Raw genomic sequence first — 17,899 nt, 5'->3', positions numbered from 1 at the left:
CGAAGCGGAGAAGGATGTGATGGATTTTGTTCATCACTACAACCATCGTCGTTGCCACTCTGCCTCGAACCAATTGCCGCCTGCGCTATTTGAGCAGCAGGCGGCCTAATACTCCTACGGAGTGGTTTAAAAAAACTGAACCACTACACCGCAGGCTGCGATCTTTTGATCTTGGCTACTTGTTTGGCGTCGACCCGATCATCCACACCAACCCGCTCGCCTTCGCCCGCTCATGACACAACCCCAGCACCACCCGCCGCTCGTCATTGGTCATACGCCCCCAGCGGGTGATCTCCGCGACCGTGCGCTGGCAACCGGTACAAATATCGTCTTCATCCAGTGCGCAGATATTCACGCACGGCGAGGCAACCGGTCTTTTGGGAGTACTCATTCTTCCTGCTCGACCAGATCACGCGCATAGCGCTGCGAGTTATGCACATAGTGTGCGGCGCTGGCTTCGAGCATTTTCTTCTGCGGCTCGGTCAGCTCACGCACGACCTTGCCCGGCGAGCCCATCACCAGCGAGCCATCGGGGATCTCCTTGCCTTCGCCGATCAGCGAATTGGCGCCGATGATGCAGTTCTTGCCGATTTTCGCGCCGTTGAGGATCACCGCGTTGATGCCGATCAGGCTGTAGTCGCCGACGGTGCAGCCATGCAGCATGGCGTTGTGACCGATGGTCACGCCGGTGCCGATGGTCAGCGGATAGCCCATATCGGTGTGCATCACCGTGCCGTCCTGGACGTTGCTGTTCTTGCCGATCAGGATCAGTTCGTTATCGCCGCGCAATACGGCGTTGAACCAGACGTTAGCGCCCTCTTCGAGCTTGACCTTGCCCACCAGCACGGCATTGGGCGCGACCCAGCTCTGTGGATGGGTTTCGACGCGGGCGTCACCCAGGCGGTATTTCATCTTGTTTTCCTCAGGGCTCACGATGACGGGCCATTCGAGCGATGGCTTCAGGTGTTGATATAGCTTTTGGGCGGATGATGCAGACTGATCTGTTCGTCATAGAGCAGATTGATCAGTTCGACGATCATGATAGCGGTCAAACCCCAGATTTTGAATTCGCCGTAGCGATAACTCGGCACATACCAGCTGCGGCCCTGGTAATCGATACGGTGCGTATGTTCGCGCGGATCTTTACGGAAGAATTCCAGCGGCACGTTGAATACCGCTGCGATCTCGGCATCGTTGGCCTGGTATTCGACGAAGTCAGGAATCACCCCGACATACGGCGTGACCTTGATGCCGTGCAGAGAGATCAGCGGGCTGAGCGGGCCGATCACCTCGACCAACCCCGGTGGCAGGCCGATTTCTTCCTCGGCTTCGCGCAGAGCGGTGAAGATCAGGTCAGGGTCTTCGGGGTCACGGCGACCGCCGGGGAAGGCCACCTCGCCGCCATGGGTCGAGAGGCCGCTGGCGCGCAGGGTCAGCACCAGCTCGGGTTCGTCACTGCGGGTGATCGGCACCAGAACAGCGGCCTCGGGGAAACGTTTATCGGTCTCCAGCGTGCGCGGTGTGTGGTTGCTTACCCTATGCAGTAGCTCGTCCAGCATGAGTGTTCTCGATCAGTGCCTTACCCTGCATCATGCACCAATCATTGCAGCCGCCCAAGCCCCTCGCCGGGCCATGTCGCGAAACGACAACTTGCCGACCGGCACCGCTGCACGCCAAGATAGGCGCAGCATTCAGGAACCCCAGCATGAAATTTTGCAGCCAGTGCGGCAACCCGGTGACCCAGCGCATTCCCGAAGGCGATTCGCGGCTGCGATTTGTCTGTGACAGCTGTCAGACCATTCACTATCAAAACCCCAATATCGTCGCCGGTTGCGTCGCGACCTGGGGCAGTAAAGTGCTGCTCTGCCGCCGCGCCATCGAACCACGTCTCGGTTACTGGACGCTGCCTGCCGGTTTCATGGAAAACGGCGAAACCATCGAGCAGGCCGCGATCCGCGAAACCGCCGAAGAAGCCTGCGCCCGGGTACGCAATCTGAGCATCTATACGTTGATCGACGTGCCACACATCAGTCAGGTGCATGTGTTTTTCCGTGCCGAACTGGCCGATCTGGACTTTGCTGCCGGGCCCGAGAGCCTGGAAGTGCAACTATTCGACGAAGCCGACATCCCGTGGGACGAGCTGGCTTTCCGCACAGTGGGGCGTACCTTAGAATGCTTCTTCGCGGATCGTCGGGTCGAGGCGTATCCGGTTCGTTCGGAATCGATTCCGCCGTTGGTCCAGCCTGCCATCAGCTGACTCAAAAAATCCAAAGATCAAAAAGATCGCAGCCTGCGGCAGCTCCTACACTTAACATTGCGTCACTCTTGGGGAATCGTTTCAATGCGCTGGTTGCTTGCCCTGTTTTGCCTGTCATTCGTCACCGTGTCCCAAGCGTCATTCGTGACCACCGTGACGCCGTCGAATACCCCGATGATCGAAAAAATCCTGGTGCTCAAATCGGCTCATCAACTGCAATTGATCGCCGACGGCAAGCCGATCAAGACCTATCGAATTTCCTTGGGCAAAGGCGCGAAAAAAGGTCCGAAACTGATTGAAGGCGACAAACGCACGCCCGAAGGTTTCTACTGGATCGACTGGCGCAAGGTCAGTGAAAAATTCAACCTGGCGATGCACATCTCCTACCCGAACATCAGCGATTCGGCCCGCGCACGCCGCGAAGGCGTCGAGCCTGGCGGCATGATCATGATCCACGGCACCCCGGATTCGGAAGAAACCCCGGAAGACCTGTTCCACACCCTGGACTGGACCGACGGCTGCATCGCCATGCGCAACATGGACATGCGTGAAGTCTGGGGTCTGGTGCCGGACGGCACGATGATCGAGATCCGTCCTTAACCAGCGACCACTGGTCACCTGAAAAAAATAAATCAAAAGATCGCAGCCTGCGGCAGCTCCTACAGGGTTGATACCACTTCCCACTGTAGGAGCTGCCGCAGGCTGCGATCTTTTGCTTTTTACAGCCCACCCCTAATACCACTTCAAACCACAACCCCCGAAACCCGCCATTTCATTGGGCTACACGCCAATTCCCCGCGTTGACATGGTATTCAAGTGGTATTAATTTCCGCCCCACAAGCGAGCCACAACAATCCTATACTCGCGTCGGAAATGACCTACATGAACCTCCAGGCCCTACGCCCAGATGACTCCCAGCCGACGCCGCTTTACCTGCAGCTGGCGCGCAATCTGGAATCGGCGATCCATTCCGGGCAGTGGAAGGCCGAGCAGGCGATGCCGTCCGAGCGCAACCTCAGCGAGCAACTGGGGATCTCCCGGGTCACCGCGCGCAAGGCGCTGGAAGTGCTGCTCGATCAAGGTCTGATCCGCCGCCTGCAAGGTTCCGGCACCTTCATCACCCCCCGTCTGGAACAACCGCTGTCACGCCTCTCGGGCTTCAGCGAAATGCTCCGCCTCAAGGGTTTCGTCCCCAGCTCGCAGTGGCTGGAACGCGAAATCACCCTGCCGACTCACGAAGAACTGATCCGCCTGAGCCTGTCGCCGAACGACAAGGTCGCGCGCATGAAACGCCTGCGCAAGGCTGACGACACGGTGATGGCCATCGAGATGAGCACCCTGCCCGCCTCGATCATGCCCAAGCCGCAATTGGTCGGCGATTCACTCTACGAATACCTCGACGGCATCGGCAAACCGATCGTCCGCGCCCTGCAGCACATCCAGGCAATCAACGCCTCGGACGAGTTCGCCGCGCTGGTCGGCATCGCCCCCGGCACCGCCATGCTGCTGATGACCCGGGTCGGCTATCTGGAAGACAACACGCCGATCGAAGTCACCGACACCTATTGCCGCAACGACTACTACGACTTTGTTGCAGAGCTGCGCCGCTAACCGGGCGAAGCCGTCAAACAGCGAGAAGCAAAATGTCCGAAGACAACATCCTCACCGCCAGCGGCTGGGTTCGCGGCCGGCTGATTCACGAACACGGCAAAGTCGTCTCGATCGAAGGCGTGCCCTGCGATCCGGCCGACAATGACCTGCCGTATCTGCTGCCGGGCTTCATCGATCTGCACGTCCACGGCGGTGGTGGCAAAGACATCATGGAAGGCGCCAGCGCTTTCGAAACCATCACTCGCACCCACGTGCGCTTCGGCACCACCTCGCTGCTGGCCACTACCATGACCGCACCGAGCGCCGAGATTTCAAGCGTGCTGAAAGAGGTCGGCGAGTTTTGCGAACAACGTCCGCAAGGTGCCGCCCGCGTCCTCGGTGTGCATCTGGAAGGCCCGTACATCAACCCCGGCAAACTCGGCGCGCAACCGAACTTTGCCCACACTGCGTTGATGGCCGAGGTCGAGGAATACCTCGCGCTGGCACCGATCCGGGTAATCACCATCGCCCCGGAAATCGCCGGTCACGACGGGTTGATTCGTGAACTGAGCAGCCGCGGCATCCGCATGCAGATCGGCCACACCCTCGGCAGCTACGAGGAAGGCGTTGCCGCCCTGGATGCCGGCGCGACCAGCTTCACCCATCTGTACAACGCCATGAGCCCGCTGCATCACCGCGAGCCGGGCATCGTCGGCGCCGCGCTGGCCCACGCCAAATTTGCCGAACTGATCCCGGACTTGCTGCACGTGCACCCCGGCGCGATCCGCGTGGCCTTGCGTTCGATCCCGTGCCTGTACTGCGTCACCGATTCAACCGCCGCCGCCGGCATGCCCGACGGTGAATACAAGCTCGGCAGCCACACCGTGACCAAATGCCTGGGCGGCGTGCGCCTGCCCGACGGCACGCTGGCCGGCAGCACCCTGACCATGGATCAGGCCCTGCGCAATCTGGTGAAGATCGGACTGCCGATCGCCGAGGCCTCGCAGCGCCTGTCGCAATTTCCCGCCGACTACCTCGGCATCACTGAACGCGGGCGCCTGCAACCGGGGGCCTGGGCCGACTGCGTGCGGCTGGATCGCTCACTCACACTGACCGCCGTCATGGTCGAAGGAGAAGACATTGACTTCAAAAATGCTTGAAGAGGCGCTGTCCTCGTTCGAGGCCGTGCAAGCCCAACTGCAACAGCTCGACCCGCAGATGATCGAGATCGCCGGGCGCCTGCGCCGTCAGCCGCCGCAAGTGGCGATGACCGTCGCGCGCGGCAGCTCCGACCACGCGGCGAGCTACTTCGCCTACCTGACCATGCAGCAACTGGGGGTGCCGGTGGCATCGTTGCCGATGTCGGTGGTGACCATGCAGCAGGCACCGTTGAAGGTCAGCGGCCAAGTGGCGTTCGCGTTCTCGCAATCGGGGCAGAGCCCGGATCTGGTCAACAGCCTGCGTCTGCTGCGCAAGCGCGGCGCACTGAGCGTATCGATGGTCAATGCCGCCGATTCGCCGTTGGAAGCCGCATGTGAATTCAGCCTGCCGCTGCTCGCCGGCACCGAAAGCAGCGTCGCCGCGACCAAGAGTTTTATCGCCACCCTGAGCGCCAGCGCCCGCCTGATCGCGCACTGGAAAGAAGACAGCGAACTGTTGGAAGCGCACAACACCCTGCCCGAAGGCCTGCGCGAAGCGGCGCAGCAGGACTGGAGCGCAGCCATCGAGGCCTTGCGTGGTTGCGAACGCCTGATGGTCATCGGCCGTGGTGCCGGTTTTGCCATCGCTCAGGAAGCCGCGCTGAAATTCAAGGAGACCTCGGCGATCCAGGCCGAAGCCTTCAGCAGCGCCGAAGTCCGTCACGGCCCGATGGCGCTGATCGACGAACACTACCCGCTGCTGGTGTTCGCTCCACGCGGTGCCGAACAGGCGGGCCTCATCAGCCTCGCGGCAGAGATGCGTCAACGCGGCGCTCGCGTGCTGCTGGCCGCGCCGGACGACATCCTCGAACGCGACCTGACCCTGAGCCGCGCCGAGCACCCGGCCCTCGATCCGATCCTGGCGATCCAGAGTTTCTACGTGATGGCCGCAGGTTTAGCCGTGGCCCGCGGCATGGACCCGGACCAGCCGCGCCACCTGAGCAAAGTGACCCGTACACACTAACCACTGCTGAACGATGCACAACCCTGTCGACGGACGCGAAAACCGTTGATTGATGCACAACTCTGTAGGTGCTGCCGCAGGCTGCGATCTTTTGATTTTGACGTTCAAAAAACAAGATCAAAAGATCGCAGCCTGCGGCAGCTCCTACAGGGGAAAGCGAAATTACTGATGAGACCGAGCCATGCACAACAACAATAAAGAGCTGACCCTCAGCGCCCCGCTCAGCGGCCCGGTGCTCACGCTCGCCAAAGTCCCGGACGCGGTGTTCGCCAGCGGCGCGATGGGTGACGGCATCGCCATCGACCCGCTGAATGACACCCTGTATTCGCCCTGCGCCGGGGAGATCATCCACGTCGCCCGCACCGGCCACGCGCTGACCGTGCGCGCCGACAACGGCGCGGAAATCCTCTTGCACCTGGGCCTCGACACCGTTGAACTGAATGGCGAAGGCTTCTCGATGCTGGTCAAGCAAGGCACCCGGGTCAGCAACGGCCAACCGTTATTGCGCTACGACCTGGACAAGGTCGGCCAGCAGTGCAAAAGCCTGGTCAGCCTGTTGATCCTGACCAACAGCCAGGATTTCCAGGTGCGCCCGATCACACTCAAAGCGGTGAAGGTCGGCGAGCCGCTGCTGCACATCATTGCACGCAACAGCTCTGCGGCGACTGCCGAAGCGGTTGGCGGGCCAGAGGTTCAGGGTCAGGTGCTGGTGGCGCATCGCGGCGGCTTGCATGCGCGCCCCGCCGCGCTGATTCGCCAGACCGCGCAAGGTTTCAAGAGCCAGTCGCAGCTGCACTTCGCCGGCAAATCGGCGCCGTGCAACAGCCTGATCGGCCTGATGGGACTGGCCATCGGCGAGCAGGATGAGGTGCACGTCAGCTGTCAGGGGCCGGACGCCGAAGCCGCGCTGCAAGCCTTGCTCAATGCCTTGGCGACCGCCCTGCCCGATGATCATCACTCCGCTGCACCGGTCAACGCCGCACCGCGCAAACGCCCCGCCGAGGCTGGCGTATTGCAGGGTGTGTGCGCCGCACCGGGACTGGTCGGCGGGCCGCTGTTTCGCCTGAACGCGATCAGCCTGCCGGCAGATGCGGGCAGTCATGATCCGCTGGTGCAACAGGAGGTGCTTGAGTCGGCGCTGAAGCAGGTTCGCAACGAAATCAACGCCACTCTAGCCCAAGCGAAAAAGCACAAGAGCACCGACGAAGAAGCGATCTTCGCCGCGCATCTGGCACTGCTCGAAGACCCGGCCCTGCTCGACGCCGCGCAGCATTCCATCGACCAAGGCACGGCGGCGACCCACGCGTGGAGCCAGTCGATCGACGTGCAATGCGAAGTGCTGCAACACACCGGCAGTGCGCTGCTGACCGAACGCGCCAACGACCTGCGCGACCTCAAGCAACGGGTGCTGCGCGCCCTGCTCGGCGAAGCCTGGCATTACGACGTGCCGACCGGCGCCATCGTCGCTGCGTATGAACTGACGCCATCGGATCTGCTGCAACTCAGCGCGCAGGGTGTCGCCGGGTTGTGTATGGCCGAGGGTGGCGCGACCTCGCACGTGGCGATTCTGGCGCGCGGCAAAGGTCTGCCGTGCCTGGTTGCACTGGGCGCCGCATTACTCGATCAAGCACAAGGTCAGTCGGTGGTGCTGGATGCCGATGGCGGTCGCCTCGAACTGACGCCGAACGCCGAACGCCTGGCCGAAGTACAACAGGCGCAAATCGAGCGTCAGCAACGCCGCGATGCGCAACAGGCCAAGGCGCATCTGCCCGCCGAAACCCGCAATGGCGTGACCATCGAAGTGGTCGCCAATGTCGCCTCCAGCCATGAAGCGGCAGACGCCTTTGCCAATGGAGCCGATGGCGTTGGCCTGCTGCGCACCGAGTTTCTGTTCGTCGACCGGCAGACTGCGCCGGACGTCGAAGAGCAGCGTGCTGCCTATCAAGCCGTGCTCGATGCCATGGGCGAGCACTCGGTGATCATCCGCACGATCGACGTCGGCGGCGACAAGCAACTCGACTACCTGCCGCTGCCCGCCGAAGCCAACCCGGTCTTGGGCTTGCGTGGCATTCGTCTGGCCCAGGCCCGTCCGGAAATCCTCGATCAGCAATTGCGCGCACTGCTGCAAGTCAGCCCGCTGCACCGTTGCCGGATCCTGTTGCCGATGGTCACCGAAGTCGATGAACTGCTGCACATCCGCCAACGGGTCGATGCGCTGTGCCTGGAACTGAACATCAACCAGCGCCCGGAAATCGGCGTGATGATCGAAGTCCCCGCCGCCGCGCTGCAAGCCGAACAACTGGCCGAGCACGCCGACTTCCTGTCGATCGGCACCAACGATCTGTCGCAATACACCCTGGCGATGGACCGCGACCACGCAGGTTTGGCCGCTCGGGTCGATGCCCTGCACCCGGCGCTGCTGCGACTGATCGCCATGACTTGCGCAGGCGCGGCAGTGCACAAACGCTGGGTTGGCGTGTGCGGTGCCCTCGCCTCCGACCCACTGGCGACGCCGGTGCTGATCGGCCTCGGCGTGACCGAACTGTCGGTGAGCCCGGTGCAGATCGGTGAAATCAAGGATCGCGTGCGCCAGTTGCACGAGGCCGAATGCCAACGCCTCAGCCACGACCTGTTGAAACTCAACAGCGCCGCTGCGGTACGTCAGGCCTGCCACCAGCATTGGCCTCTGCACTAACAACAAGCTCTCTATAAAGAGCAGGGAGAACCACCATGTACCAACTCTTCATCGAAGGCCTGCAACGCCTAGGCCGTGCGCTGATGCTGCCGATCGCGATCCTGCCGATTGCCGGCCTGCTGCTGCGTCTGGGTGACACCGACCTGCTGAACATCGCGATCATTCACGATGCCGGCCAGGTGATCTTCGCCAACCTGGCCATGATCTTCGCCATCGGCATCGCCGTCGGATTCGCCAAGGACAACAACGGCACCGCAGGCCTGGCCGGGGTGATCGGTTACCTGGTGATGATCTCCACACTCAAGGTGCTCGACCCGAGCATCAACATGGGCATGCTCGCCGGGATTGTCAGCGGCCTGATGGCCGGCGCGCTGTACAACCGCTTCAAGGACATCAAGCTGCCGGAGTACCTGGCGTTCTTCGGTGGCCGCCGGTTCGTGCCGATCGTCACCGGGTTCGCGGCGGTCGGGCTGGGCGTGGTGTTTGGCTACATCTGGCCGCCGATCCAGCACGGCATCAACAGCTTCGGCACTCTGATGATGGAAAGCGGCAGCATTGGTGCGTTCGTGTTTGGCGTGTTCAACCGCTTGCTCATCGTCACCGGCCTGCACCACATCCTCAACAACATGGCGTGGTTCGTGTTCGGCAACTTCACCGACCCGACCACCGGCGCGCTGGTCACCGGCGACCTGTCACGCTACTTCGCCGGCGATCCGAAGGGCGGCCAGTTCATGACCGGCATGTTCCCGATGATGATCTTCGGCCTGCCCGCCGCGTGCCTGGCGATGTACCGCAACGCGTTGCCGGAGCGCCGTAAGGTCATGGGCGGGATCTTCCTGTCGATGGCGCTGACCTCGTTTTTGACCGGGGTAACCGAGCCCATCGAATTCGCCTTCATGTTCCTCGCCCCGCTGCTGTATTTGCTGCACGCACTGCTGACCGGGTTGTCGATGGCGATCACCAATGCGCTGAACATCCACCTCGGTTTCACCTTCTCCGGCGGCTTCATCGACATGGTGCTGGGTTGGGGGCGTTCGACCAATGGCTGGCTGGTGATTCCGGTCGGGCTGGCGTATGCCGTGGTGTATTACGCGGTGTTTGATTTCTGTATCCGCCGCTTCAATCTGAAGACGCCGGGGCGTGAGGACGTGGCCGCCACCGAGAAGTCAGTGCTCACGGAAAACGAACGTGCCGCTGCGTACATCAAGGCCTTGGGCGGTGCCGAGAACCTGCTCACCGTTGGCGCCTGCACGACTCGTCTGCGCCTGGAAATGGTCGATCGCAACAAGGCATCCGATGCGGATTTGAAAGCGCTGGGCGCAATGGCCGTGGTACGCCCGGGCAAGGGCGGCAGCTTGCAGGTGGTGGTCGGGCCATTGGCCGACAGCATCGCCGACGAAATCCGCCTCGCCATGCCGGCGTTGGGGCGTGCGTTGGTGGCTGCGCCTGCTGCGGTGGTCGAGGAATCGAAAGCTGCAATGGTCGCTGCACCGGAAGCCCAGCAATGGCTGACTGCCTTGGGCGGTAGCGAGAATGTGCTGCAGCTGAACTGCATCGCACTGACGCGTATTCGTCTGCAACTGGCCGATGGTAAAGCGCTTTCCGAGGCTCAGTTGAAAGAGCTGGGTTGCCAGGGTGTCAGCCCGCTGGAGGGTGGGGTCTGGCATTTGTTGATTGGTGAGAAAGCGGCGAGTTTGAGTGGGGCGATTGAGGCGTTGGTTAATCGGAGTGAGGTCAGCGCCAAGGTTTGAACCGCCCACTGTAGGAGCTGGCGAACGCGGCCCGAGCCTTCGGCAGCTCCTACAAAGTATCCAGCCTGGCGCTCATCAGGTTTGTGGATCGACCCGGTCCAGCGCGCGGTTTACCGCGAGTTCGGCGAGCATGATGATTTGCTGGATCGCCAGAGCAGTGCTGCGTTGCAGGCCGCTGAGTTCGCTGGCGAAGTTGCTGGCCATGGCACTGGCGCAGGCCAACGATTCGTAGGCGTGGGCCAGCAGGGTTTCTGTGTCGATGCTGGGGTTGACCAGGAACATCGTGCTGGGCTGATGCGCCTCAGCGGATTGCGGGGTGAAGTAGAAATCGACAGCGCGCTTGATGGGTCTTTCGTCAGGTCTTCAACCCGGATGGTGTCGACGGGTGGTGCTGTGGTTTCGTGGGGTGGATCGGGGATTAGCTTATCCATGTCTCAATTTCCTCTAATAAGTGCGAGAGCCACTTATTCCCGATCTCACTCGAAGAAAAGGTGGCAGCCATGTACGGGGTGAGATCACCGGTATGGATAAACCCGGCAGGACATTCGTCCACCCGCACACAGCCGCCATAGAGAATCGCGTCAGTTTAAGCTGGCAGCGATTATGGAGGGACATGCACAAGTATCCAAATGAATAGCCGGGGATCTCACACCCGGTCGCTGAATTGGCAGCGACAGACAAAGCCTAGAGACCGGACGTCCGAGGGACAACCTGAAAACCTTGTGGGAAGGTTCTGGTAATTCCACACACTCTTAAACACAAAACATCCCCCTGTAGGAGCTGCCGAAGGCTGCGATCTTTTGACTTTGGCTTTCACAATTCAAAAGCAAGATCAAAAGATCGCAGCCTTCGGCAGCTCCTACAGGAAGATCGGGTTTATTCAGTTGGAGACCGGTCGGCTGTCAGGCCGCCATCGCTGGCAAGCCAGCTCCCACAGAAGAGCAAAGGCGAACCGCGTCCGCTTCTCACCACTCAATGGTCAAGTGTCAGCTCGCCGAAAGCTCTTGATCTTGATCCACGGGCGACGTCGGCAGGCTGAGTGGAGGGATTTATCCGGGAGTGGGAGCGCAGCGACCGTTTGGCGAAGCCAAATACAGCGAGAGGAGGTGCAGCGAAGCAAACCGGAGGCGCTGCGCCCGGATCAATCCCGGAGCGAAGGGACCGCGAGCCCCAGCGAGCGGGCCGAACGCAGGAGCAAGCGTTTTTTTGCTTACTTTTTTTAGGCGTTTGTAAAAAAAGTGAGTCGCCGTAAGGGCGAAACCGCCATCCGCCGCACCCGAAGAATCGGATATTCACACAGTCAGCCAGAACATGGTCGCCTGTCAGGGCGCCATCGCGAGCAGGCTCACTCCTACAGAAACGCAAATCGCAGGCAACAAAAAACCCGTAGACAATCACTCATCTGCGGGTTTCCCGTTCCAGCGGCAAAAAGATCAGAAATCCTCCAGCCGCCACACCTCATAAGCCGGCGTCTCGTAAGGGTGACTCAACTTCAAAGCCGCCACCACATCACGAATCAACGCGTCACAAACCACAAGCTCAACCTCCCATTCCTCGACCCGCTCAACCTGCCCCGCCTCACCAATGAACGGCTGACTGCCGTGCAAAGGCCGAAACTGACCAGACCCAAGCACCTGCCAAGCACAGTGGTCATAGTCCCCGATCCGCCCACCACCGGCAGCGAATACAGCGTCCTTGACCACCTCGACATGACTGTCGGGAACAAAAAACGCGAGCTTGTACACAGGCCTCAGTTCACCCAGACGCGAGCATTACGGAACATGCGCATCCAGGGAGCATCCTCGGTCCAGTCTTCCGAACGCCACGAGTTCTGCACCGCGCGGAACACCCGCTCCGGGTGCGGCATCATGATCGTCACACGACCGTCGCGGCTGGTGAGACCGGTAATCCCGCGCGGCGAACCGTTCGGGTTGGCCGGGTAGGCTTCGGTGACCTTGCCGTGGTTGTCGACGAAACGCATCGCCACGCAACCCGACAGATCGGCTTCCAGCAGCGCTTCTTCGCTGGAGAACTCGGCATGGCCTTCACCGTGCGCGATGGCGATCGGCATGCGCGAACCGGCCATGCCCTGCAGGAAGATCGAGTTCGATTCCTGGATCTGCACCATCGCCACGCGCGCTTCGAACTGCTCGGAGCGGTTGCGCACGAAGTGCGGCCAGAACTCGCTGCCCGGGATCAACTCGTGCAGGTTGGACATCATCTGGCAACCGTTGCACACGCCGAGGGTGAAGCTGTCGTTACGCTCGAAGAAGCCCTGGAACGCATCGCGGGCACGGCTGTTGAACAGCGCCGACTTGGCCCAGCCTTCACCGGCGCCGAGTACGTCGCCGTAGGAGAAACCACCGCAGGCCACCAGACCTTTGAACTCGTTCAGGTCGACACGGCCAGCGAGAATGTCGCTCATGTGCACGTCGATCGCGTTGAAGCCGGCGCGGTCGAACGCTGCCGCCATTTCCACCTGACCGTTGACGCCCTGCTCACGCAGCACGGCAACCTGTGGGCGGATACCCTTCTTGATGTAAGGCGCGGCGATGTCCTGGTTGACGTCGTAGCTCAGCTTGACGCTCAGGCCCGGGTTGTCTTCTTCCAGCAGCGCGTCGAACTCTTGCTCGGCGCAGTCGGCGTTGTCGCGCAGACGCTGGATCTGGTAGCTGGTCTCGGCCCACTGACGTTGCAGCAGACGACGCTGGCCTTCGAACACCGTGTCACCGTTGAAGGTGATGTTGATCTGGCCATTGTTGATCGGCTGACCGATCACCGACACACAGTCACCCAGACCGGCCGCGCTGAATTGCGCGAGGATGTCCGGGGTGGCGTCCTGACGAACCTGGATCACCGCACCCAGTTCTTCGTTGAACAGGATCGCGGCGATTTCGGCCGAGTTTTCGGCAACGCTGTCCAGGTTCAGGCTCAGACCGCAGTGGCCGGCGAACGCCATTTCCACCACGGAGGTCAGCAGACCACCGTCGGAACGGTCGTGGTAAGCCAGCAGGTGACCGTCGGCGTTGAGGCCCTGGATCACCGCGAAGAAGGCCTTCAGGTCTTCGGCGTCATCAACGTCCGGCGCGTGTTTGCCGAGCTTGCCGTGAACCTGGGCAAGGATCGAGGCACCCATGCGGTTCTGGCCGCGACCGAGGTCGATCAGGATCAGGTCGGTGGTGCCCTTGTCCATGCGCAGTTCCGGGGTCAGGGTCTGACGGATGTCAGCCACTGGGGCGAAACCGGTCACGATCAGCGACATCGGCGAGGTCACGGTTTTTTCTTCGCCGTTGTCGTTCCAGCGGGTGGCCATGGACATCGAGTCCTTGCCCACCGGAATGGTGATGCCCAGCTCAGGGCACAGTTCCATGCCGACCGCTTTCACGGTGTCGTACAGACGCGCGTCTTCGCCCGGATGGCCGGCGGCGGACATCCAGTTCGCCGACAGTTTGATGTCGGAGATCTTGTTGATGCGCGAGGCGGCAATGTTGGTCAGGGTTTCGCCGATGGCCATGCGGCCCGATGCCGGAGCGTCCAGCAGCGCCAGCGGAGTGCGCTCGCCCATGGCCATCGCTTCACCGGTGTAGACGTCGAAACTGGTGGCGGTGACGGCTACGTCGGCCACCGGAACCTGCCATGGGCCAACCATCTGGTCACGGGCCACGAGGCCCGTGATGGTGCGGTCGCCGATGGTGATCAGGAAGCTTTTGCTCGCCACGGCCGGGTGATGCAGGACGCGCTCGATGGATTCGCTGATGTCCAGGTTCGACGGATCGAAATCGTCGCCCAACTCGGCCTCGCGAACCACCGAACGGTGCATGCGCGGCGCCTTGCCCAGCAACACTTCCAGGGGCATGTCCACCGGGTTGTTGCCGAAGTGGCTATCCGTGACAGTAAGCTGCGGCTCGGCAGTGGCTTCGCCGACCACGGCAAACGGGCAGCGCTCGCGTTCGCAGATCGCCTTGAAGCGCTCGAAGTCGGCTGGGCCGACCGCCAGAACGTAACGTTCCTGGGATTCGTTGGACCAGATTTCGTGCGGGGCCATGCCCGGCTCGTCATTTGGAATGTTGCGCAGTTCGAAACGACCACCACGGTCGCCGTCGTTGACCAGTTCCGGGAAGGCGTTGGACAGACCGCCCGCACCCACGTCGTGGATGAAGCTGATCGGGTTCTTGTCGCCCAGTTGCCAGCAACGGTCGATGACTTCCTGGCAGCGACGCTCCATCTCAGGGTTTTCACGCTGTACGGAAGCGAAGTCGAGATCCGCCGAGCTGGTGCCGGTGGCCATCGAGGAAGCGGCACCGCCGCCCAGACCGATCAGCATTGCCGGGCCGCCGAGCACGATCAGCTTGGAGCCGACCAGAATCTCGCCTTTCTTGACGTGTTCTTCGCGGATATTGCCCATACCGCCCGCGAGCATGATCGGCTTGTGGTAACCGCGAACTTCGTCACCGTGCGGAGTAGTGATCGATTGTTCGAAGGTACGGAAGTAACCGGTCAGGGCCGGACGACCGAATTCGTTGTTGAACGCGGCGCCGCCCAGCGGGCCTTCGATCATGATGTCCAGCGCGGTAACGATGCGCTCAGGCTTGCCGTACGGCACTTCCCACGGCTGTTCGAAGCCCGGGATCTGCAGGTTGGACACGGTGAAACCGGTCAGGCCGGCCTTCGGCTTGGCGCCACGACCGGTTGCACCTTCGTCGCGGATCTCGCCACCGGAACCGGTGGACGCGCCCGGGAACGGGGCGATCGCGGTCGGGTGGTTGTGGGTCTCGACCTTCATCAGGATGTGCACCGGCTCCTGCACCGCGCCGTACTGGCGGGTCTCCGGATCCGGGAAGAAGCGGCCGGCGACGTTGCCGACGATCACCGAAGCGTTGTCCTTATAAGCGGACAGCACGCCTTCGTTGTGCATCTGATAGGTGTTCTTGATCATGCCGAACAGGCTTTTTTCCTGGCTCTCGCCGTCAATATCCCAACTGGCGTTGAAGATCTTGTGGCGGCAGTGCTCGGAGTTGGCCTGGGCGAACATCATCAGTTCGATGTCGTGCGGGTTACGCTTGAGACCGTTGAAGGCGTTGACCAGATAATCGATCTCGTCTTCGGCCAGGGCCAGGCCCAGCTCGGTGTTGGCCTTTTCCAGCGCGGCGCGGCCGCCACCGAGGATGTCGATCGCGGTCAGCGGCTTCGGCTCGGCGTGGCTGAACAGACCGGCGGCCTGTTCCAGATTGCCCAGAACGATCTGGGTCATGCGGTCATGCAGCACGTCGGCGATTTGCTGGGCCTCGGCGTCGCTGAACTGGCCGGCCACGTAGAACGCGATGCCGCGCTCCAGGCGCTGGATCTTGCTCAGGCCGCAGTTGCGGGCGATGTCGCTGGCCTTGCTCGACCATGGCGAGATGGTGCCGAAACGCGGCAACACCAGAAACAGACGGCCGGTCGGCTCTTGTACCGGAACGCTTGGGCCGTACTTCAGAAGGCGCGCAAGCACCTGCTGTTCGTCGCCGGTCAGGACGCCGGTGACTTCGGCGAAGTGAGCGAATTCAGCATACAGGCCACTGACAGCTGGAACCTTCTGGCTCAGTTGCTCAAGGAGTTTGCTGTGGCGAAAGGCAGAAAGGGCAGGAGCGCCGCGCAGGATCAACATCTTCGGGACAGCCTCGGGAAGGGGTGTGCTTTGAGGCCGTGCATTCTAGCCTAAACCGCCCTCAACATCACCCGAAACGCTACGCACGGTTGCACTCGGATATCAATCTGTGTTTCTGCCTTTGAAGTCAAATTCCGAGGGTGCACGAGCCGTGCTTATTTTTCCTGTCACAAAATGCCGTTCAGCCCCATTCCTGTGGGGTTTCGTGCGGTTTTGTGATCTCTAGCAGACAAGCCGCTCACTGTCGAGATATGGCGCCCGCAGCCGTTTGCGTATACTGCGCAGATGTTTTTCCCAACGGCTTTGCGTCCGCGGTACGCCAAATGGCTGATCGCAACCGGACTCTTCCTGATGCTCGGTGGCTGTGTTGATAAACCCAACACACTCGAGCGCGTAAAGGAGGATGGTGTGCTGCGGGTGATTACCCGTAACAGCCCCGCCACCTACTTTCAGGATCGCAGCGGTGAAACCGGCTTCGAATACGAGCTGGTGAAGCGCTTCGCCGACGATTTGGGGGTCGAGCTGAAGATCGAGACCGCCGACAACCTCGACGACCTGTTCAACCAGATCGGCAAGCCGAACGGCCCGGTGCTGGCGGCGGCAGGTCTGGTCAGCAGCGAGGATCGCAAGAAGCAGGTGCGGTTTTCCCACTCCTACCTCGAAGTCACCCCGCAGATCATCTACCGCAACGGCCAGTCGCGCCCTACCGATCCAGGTGATCTGGTCGGCAAGAAGATCATGGTGCTCAAGGGCAGCACCCACGCCGAACAACTGGCGGAGCTGAAAAAGAAGTTTCCGGGCATCGAATACGAAGAGTCCGACGCCGTTGAGGTGGTCGACCTGCTGCGCATGGTCGATGAAGGCCAGATCGACCTGACGCTGGTCGACTCCAACGAAGTGGCGATGAACCAGGTGTACTTCACCAACATCCGCGTGGCCTTCGACCTCGGCGATGCGCGCAGCCAGAGTTGGGCGGTGGCCGCCGGCGAAGACAACAGCCTGCTCAACGAGATCAACGCCTACCTCGACAAGGTGCAGAAGAACGGCACCCTGCAGCGCCTGAAAGACCGCTATTACGGCCATGTCGATGTCCTCGGCTACATGGGCGCCACTACCTTCGCCCAGCACTTGCAGCAGCGCCTGCCCAAATACGAACAGCACTTCAAGACCTACGCCAAGAAAGAGAAAGTCGACTGGCGCCTGCTGGCGGCCATCGGTTATCAGGAATCGCTGTGGCAACCGGCGGTCACTTCGAAAACCGGCGTGCGTGGTTTGATGATGCTGACCCAGAACACCGCTCAGGCGATGGGCGTGTCGAACCGTCTCGATCCCAAGCAAAGCATCATGGGCGGCGCCAAGTACCTGGCCTACATGAAGGATCAGCTCGACGAATCGATTCAGGAGCCGGACCGCACCTGGTTTGCCCTGGCGGCGTACAACGTCGGTAGCGGTCATCTCGATGACGCACGCAAACTGGCGTCCCGCGAAGGCCTGAACCCCGACAAGTGGCTGGACGTGAAGAAGATGCTGCCGCGCCTGTCGCAGAAGCAGTGGTACAGCAAGACCCGCTACGGCTACGCCCGGGGCGGCGAGCCGGTGCATTTCGTGGCGAACATCCGTCGCTACTACGACATCCTGACCTGGGTGACCCAGCCGCAGCTTGAAGGCGATCAGGTGGCCGAGGGCAATCTGCATGTGCCGGGGATCGACAAGTCAAAACCGGCTCAAGAGCCTGCCCCGCTCTAAAAGCAAAAGATCGCAGCCTTCGGCAGCTCCTACAGGGTTTTGCGTACATC

Annotated in this window: 13 protein-coding genes and 1 pseudogene; 8 read left to right on the top strand and 6 right to left on the bottom strand. The window is 61.4% G+C overall.

Going from position 1 to position 17,899, the window contains the following annotated elements:
* Nucleotides 1-175: 175 nt before the first annotated feature.
* Genes JN524_RS27025 through JN524_RS27015 form a run of 3 tightly spaced genes read right to left on the bottom strand, consistent with a single transcriptional unit; the run spans nt 176 to nt 1,559 of the window.
* The gene (locus JN524_RS27025) at nt 176-391 is read right to left on the bottom strand and encodes a DUF1289 domain-containing protein (protein WP_202371305.1); all 216 of its coding nucleotides are present in this window, start codon (nt 389-391) and stop codon (nt 176-178) included.
* On the bottom strand, nt 388-912 hold the full coding sequence (locus tag JN524_RS27020; protein WP_007954617.1) for a gamma carbonic anhydrase family protein: 525 nt from the start codon (nt 910-912) through the stop codon (nt 388-390). The genes JN524_RS27025 and JN524_RS27020 overlap by 4 nt, the downstream gene beginning before the upstream one ends.
* Before the next feature lie 47 nt (nt 913-959).
* Entirely contained in the window at nt 960-1,559 is a 600-nt protein-coding gene (locus JN524_RS27015; RefSeq protein WP_007967803.1) for a CoA pyrophosphatase, read from the bottom strand.
* Between the two features lie 146 nt (nt 1,560-1,705).
* Here JN524_RS27015 and JN524_RS27010 point away from each other — a divergent pair, with 146 nt between their 5' ends.
* The 7 genes from JN524_RS27010 to nagE all read left to right on the top strand — a co-directional run bounded on the left by JN524_RS27010 (nt 1,706) and on the right by nagE (nt 10,456).
* Complete coding sequence (locus JN524_RS27010) at nt 1,706-2,257, top strand: NUDIX hydrolase (RefSeq protein WP_007967805.1); 552 nt, start codon at nt 1,706-1,708, stop codon at nt 2,255-2,257.
* An 84-nt stretch (nt 2,258-2,341) separates the two neighbouring features.
* Complete coding sequence (locus JN524_RS27005) at nt 2,342-2,857, top strand: L,D-transpeptidase family protein (protein WP_027610965.1); 516 nt, start codon at nt 2,342-2,344, stop codon at nt 2,855-2,857.
* 282 nt (nt 2,858-3,139) lie between these two features.
* The gene (locus tag JN524_RS27000) at nt 3,140-3,868 is read left to right on the top strand and encodes a GntR family transcriptional regulator (protein WP_202371304.1); all 729 of its coding nucleotides are present in this window, start codon (nt 3,140-3,142) and stop codon (nt 3,866-3,868) included.
* A 32-nt stretch (nt 3,869-3,900) separates the two neighbouring features.
* Entirely contained in the window at nt 3,901-5,007 is a 1,107-nt protein-coding gene (gene nagA, locus JN524_RS26995; RefSeq protein WP_115988143.1) for an N-acetylglucosamine-6-phosphate deacetylase, read from the top strand.
* Complete coding sequence (locus JN524_RS26990) at nt 4,988-6,010, top strand: SIS domain-containing protein (RefSeq protein ID WP_202371303.1); 1,023 nt, start codon at nt 4,988-4,990, stop codon at nt 6,008-6,010. Before nagA ends, JN524_RS26990 begins: the two co-directional genes overlap by 20 nt.
* Before the next feature lie 181 nt (nt 6,011-6,191).
* Nucleotides 6,192-8,705 carry a phosphoenolpyruvate--protein phosphotransferase gene (gene ptsP / locus JN524_RS26985; RefSeq protein ID WP_202371302.1) on the top strand — a complete coding sequence of 838 codons (2,514 nt, stop codon included), beginning with the start codon at nt 6,192-6,194 and terminating at the stop codon, nt 8,703-8,705.
* 35 nt (nt 8,706-8,740) lie between these two features.
* Nucleotides 8,741-10,456, top strand: coding sequence for an N-acetylglucosamine-specific PTS transporter subunit IIBC (gene nagE / locus JN524_RS26980; RefSeq protein WP_202371301.1), 1,716 nt, complete (start codon nt 8,741-8,743; stop codon nt 10,454-10,456).
* A gap of 75 nt (nt 10,457-10,531) precedes the next feature.
* Here the strand turns inward: nagE and JN524_RS26975 are convergent.
* The 3 genes and pseudogenes from JN524_RS26975 to purL all read right to left on the bottom strand — a co-directional run bounded on the left by JN524_RS26975 (nt 10,532) and on the right by purL (nt 16,103).
* Nucleotides 10,532-10,887 (bottom strand): annotated as a pseudogene (locus JN524_RS26975) (DUF6124 family protein).
* Between the two features lie 1,002 nt (nt 10,888-11,889).
* Nucleotides 11,890-12,201 (bottom strand): NGG1p interacting factor NIF3, encoded by a 312-nt coding sequence (locus JN524_RS26970; protein ID WP_202371300.1) that lies wholly within the window; start codon nt 12,199-12,201, stop codon nt 11,890-11,892.
* Between the two features lie 5 nt (nt 12,202-12,206).
* On the bottom strand, nt 12,207-16,103 hold the full coding sequence (gene purL / locus JN524_RS26965) for a phosphoribosylformylglycinamidine synthase (protein ID WP_139053787.1): 3,897 nt from the start codon (nt 16,101-16,103) through the stop codon (nt 12,207-12,209).
* Nucleotides 16,104-16,388: 285 nt separating this feature from the next.
* On the opposite strand from purL, the gene mltF reads away from it, so the two are divergent.
* Nucleotides 16,389-17,849 carry a membrane-bound lytic murein transglycosylase MltF gene (gene mltF, locus JN524_RS26960; protein WP_097086355.1) on the top strand — a complete coding sequence of 487 codons (1,461 nt, stop codon included), beginning with the start codon at nt 16,389-16,391 and terminating at the stop codon, nt 17,847-17,849.
* The last annotated feature ends 50 nt before the right edge of the window (nt 17,850-17,899 follow it).

Source organism: Pseudomonas sp. MWU318, from assembly GCF_016756945.1.
Taxonomy (GTDB): domain Bacteria; phylum Pseudomonadota; class Gammaproteobacteria; order Pseudomonadales; family Pseudomonadaceae; genus Aquipseudomonas; species Aquipseudomonas putida_A.
Note: the sequence above shows the minus strand (reverse complement) of the source record. Positions and strands in the feature narration are given on the sequence as shown.